Below are 3521 nucleotides of genomic sequence, written 5' to 3'. Positions count from 1 at the left end.
CTCCAGGGATCTACATTTGCGGAAAACCGGCGGAATGAGGGAAAGAGAGTACTCCAGGGATCTACTTTGGCCGAAAGGAGCAATAGCATGGAACAAATTCGCGATCGATTAGGCGTTATTACGGATGAGGTTTCTCCTGATATTATTACGGCTTTGGATTTTGCCGCGGCGAAGGGTCTGAAGCATGTCGAGATTCGCAGCATCGACAACCGCAACGTGCTTACGCTGAGCGACGAGGAAGCGGACCGCATTCGCATGGAAGCCGAGAGTCGTGGACTATTCATCTCGTGCATCGCCTCACCGGTTTTCAAGTGCGCGCTCGATCCGTCTCGGCAGGTCGCGGAGGGGGATCGTTTCAATCAGGCGGAGAGGTCTGCCGAGGAACATTACGACATGCTGAAGCGCGCGATGGAGCTTGCGGAGCGGCTGGGCACGAACCGTATTCGCATCTTCTCGTTCTGGCGGGAGGATGAACCGATCGATCGGTTCGAAGCGGAGATCGTCAGCCACCTGACGCGCGCCGCCAAGCTTGCGGAAGGGCGCGGCATGCTGCTGCTGCTCGAGAACGAGCCGTCCTGCAACGGCGGCTTCGCCTCGGAGGTTGCCGGACTTGCTTCAGCCGTGCAGTCTCCAGCACTTCGCGTGTTATGGGATCCTGGCAACGAGCAGTATGGCAGCAGGCCGAGCTTCCCGGACGGCTATGCTGCGGTTCGCGAGTTGCTCGCGCATGTGCATCTGAAGGATGTTGTCATCGATGCCGCGGGTCAGCCGCGCCCGATTCCGATTGGTGCTGGCTTAGTGCCCTATGAAGCACAATTCCAAGCGCTTCGGGAGGATGGCTACACGGGCTTGTTCACGATTGAAACCCACTACATCCCAGAGGACGGCACCGCAATGGAAGGGACAGCGATGTCGCTAGACGGATTAATAGAGCTGCTAGGAAGAACGCAATCCGAAGCGAGGTGAACGAGAGTATGAGCTCGAGCCTAGGCAGATGGCGATTCGGGATTATCGGCTGCGGTACCATTGCAGACTTCCACATCGCTGCGATTCGAGGGCTGGACCGCGCGAAGCTGTCGGCCGTGTCCAGTCGGGACGGTGCGAAAGCACAAGTCCTCGCCGAGCGCGAAGGCTGCGCTTGGACGGCGGATTATATGGAGCTGGTGCGGCGGGATGATGTCGACATCGTCTGCATCACCACCTCAAGCGGCAGCCACTATCGCATCGGCTGCGACGCGCTTGCAGCAGGCAAGCATGTCGTCATTGAGAAGCCGCTCGCGATGCGGGCTGCGGAAGCCGCTGAGCTGTGCCGGCTGGCGGAGGAGCGCGGACTAACGCTGTCCGTTATCTCGCAGCGCCGGTTCGAGCCGCTTCACCGCGAAGTGAAGCGCATCGTCGCGGAGGGACGGCTCGGGAAGCTGCTGCTCGCCGAGGTGGAAGTACCCTTCCTCAGATCGCAGCAGTATTATGACAGCGCGCCATGGCGGGGGACGATCGCGGAGGATGGCGGTGCGCTGATGAATCAAGGGATTCATTCGATCGATCTGCTGCTCTGGTTCGCAGGGGAAGCCCGTGCCGTCTATGGCCGCGCGGTTACACGGACGCATGAGATGGAAGCGGAGGATCTCGGCGTTGCCATCGTTCAATTCAATAACGGAGCACTCGGGACGGTAATGGCTTCGACGAGCATCAACCCAGGCTTCCCGGCGGCCATTCGCTTGTATGGAGCGGAAGGCACGATCAAGCTGTCCGGCTCCGGCGTCGAGCATTGGTCAGTTCCGGGCTATGATTCTCCGCCGGTGTTCGATTCGTCACCTGCCTACGGCGGTGTCGCGGACCCGCGCAGCATCAGTCATATTTACCACCAGCAGCAGCTAATCAATGTGATCGAAGCGATAGAGGCTGGCAGTCAGCCAGCGATCACAGGCGGAGACGGGTTTAGGGCGATTCAGCTCATAGAGGCGATTTACGAGAGTTCGGCTTCAGGCAGAGAAATCAGCATTGAACCGCGCATGATCCTATAACGAGTATGAAAAGGAGATTGAGAGAATATGAGCGAGAGCATTCTTAAAGTCGGCATTATCGGACAAGGCAGAAGCGGGCGCGACATTCATGGGTTTAACTTAGCGAAGCTGAACAGGAAATTCGAGATCGCGGCGGTTGCCGATTCACTGCCGGAGCGTCAGCAGCTGGCGGAGAAAGAATTCGGTTGCAGAGCGTACGGTACTTGGCAGGAAATGATCGCAGCCGAACAGCTCGACCTCGTCGTCAATGCTTCGCCGAGCCATCAGCATGTGCCGATTTCGCTAGAACTGCTGAACCGCGGCTTCCATGTGCTGTGCGAGAAACCGCTGGCGCGCACATCGGCGGAAGTCGACCAGCTGATCGAAGCATCGGAGCGCAGCGGCAAGCTGCTCGCCGTATTCCAGCAATCCCGCTACATGCCGGCCTATGTGCGGATCCGCGAAGTGATTGCGAGCGGCGTGCTGGGCCGCATCGTGCAGCTTGATTTTACGAGCAACCGTTTCGTTCGCAGATGGGATTGGCAGACGCTTCAGAGCAACAATGGGGGCAGCTTGCTTAATCTCGGCTCGCATGTGCTTGATCAAGCGCTTCAGCTGTTCGGGGGCGATATCATGCCTGAAGTGACTTGCGTCATGGACCGGGCGAATACGTTCGGCGATGCGGAGGACTATGTGAAGCTGGTGCTGCGAGGAGAAGGCCGTCCGACGGTTGATATGGAAGTGTCGTCCTGCAGCATGTTCCCGGGCGATCAGTTCGTCATTCAAGGAACGAATGGCGGCTTGCGCGGCAATAATGAGCGGCTGGAGTGGAGATACTTCAAGCCGGAGGAAGCACCGGAGCAGCAGCTCACTACGGAGCCGATTGTGGATAAGAACGGCTTGCCGTCGTACTGCCGCGAGACGCTCACTTGGCATTCGGGCAATTGGGAGCTGGCGCTAGAAGACGGCAGAGACGATTATAATTATATGGCTGAGCAGCTGTACCATATGCTGTATCGTGCGATTGTGGGCGGCGACCCGCTCGAAGTTACGCCGCAGCAGGTGCGCCAGCAGCTCGCTGTCATCGAGGAATGCCGCCGCCAAAACCCGCAAATCTACGCGCCGCAAAGCTCGGAGCCTGTTAGAGGCTAGCCGCGCAGCTTGCGAGAAGAAGCAAGAGAAGCACTCACCGCAGGTGGGTGTTTCTTGTTGTGTGCCACGCATGGCGATTAACTAGGCGGTGAAAGTCCGCTGTGGGGGCTTGTAGTTGCCAACCACTAGCCAAGAGCAAGGGTGTCCATTGTGAGGTGGAATCTGAAGGAAGCTGGAGGCAAAATTCCGACCCGAGGAACACGAATATCATCAGGCATAGGACACGGGACGAGTTTGCAACACATAACGAAGTCCAATTAACTACACGGACGTGCCAATGTAAATGATGCGGGTGCATGGAAGGAAAGTGAATCGTCTTACCGTGGGAGGTCTCATGGACGTGAGGAGATTCATTTCGAATTACGG

3 protein-coding genes are annotated in these 3521 nt (G+C 57.9%); all 3 read left to right on the top strand.

Features of this window, described 5'->3' with window-relative positions; all coding sequences use genetic code 11:
* Positions 1-87 precede the first annotated feature (87 nt).
* Genes A8990_RS19875 through A8990_RS19865 form a run of 3 tightly spaced genes read left to right on the top strand, consistent with a single transcriptional unit; the run spans position 88 to position 3155 of the window.
* Positions 88-966 carry a sugar phosphate isomerase/epimerase family protein gene (locus tag A8990_RS19875; protein ID WP_245996112.1) on the top strand — a complete coding sequence of 293 codons (879 nt, stop codon included), beginning with the start codon at positions 88-90 and terminating at the stop codon, positions 964-966.
* 8 nt (positions 967-974) lie between these two features.
* Positions 975-2024 (top strand): Gfo/Idh/MocA family protein, encoded by a 1050-nt coding sequence (locus tag A8990_RS19870; protein WP_116190797.1) that lies wholly within the window; start codon positions 975-977, stop codon positions 2022-2024.
* Positions 2025-2051: 27 nt separating this feature from the next.
* Positions 2052-3155 carry a Gfo/Idh/MocA family protein gene (locus tag A8990_RS19865; protein ID WP_116190796.1) on the top strand — a complete coding sequence of 368 codons (1104 nt, stop codon included), beginning with the start codon at positions 2052-2054 and terminating at the stop codon, positions 3153-3155.
* Positions 3156-3521 lie beyond the last annotated feature (366 nt).

Origin of the sequence: Paenibacillus taihuensis (assembly GCF_003386535.1) — a bacterium.
Classification (GTDB): domain Bacteria; phylum Bacillota; class Bacilli; order Paenibacillales; family Paenibacillaceae; genus Paenibacillus_Z; species Paenibacillus_Z taihuensis.
This window is presented reverse-complemented; position numbering and strand designations above follow the sequence as displayed.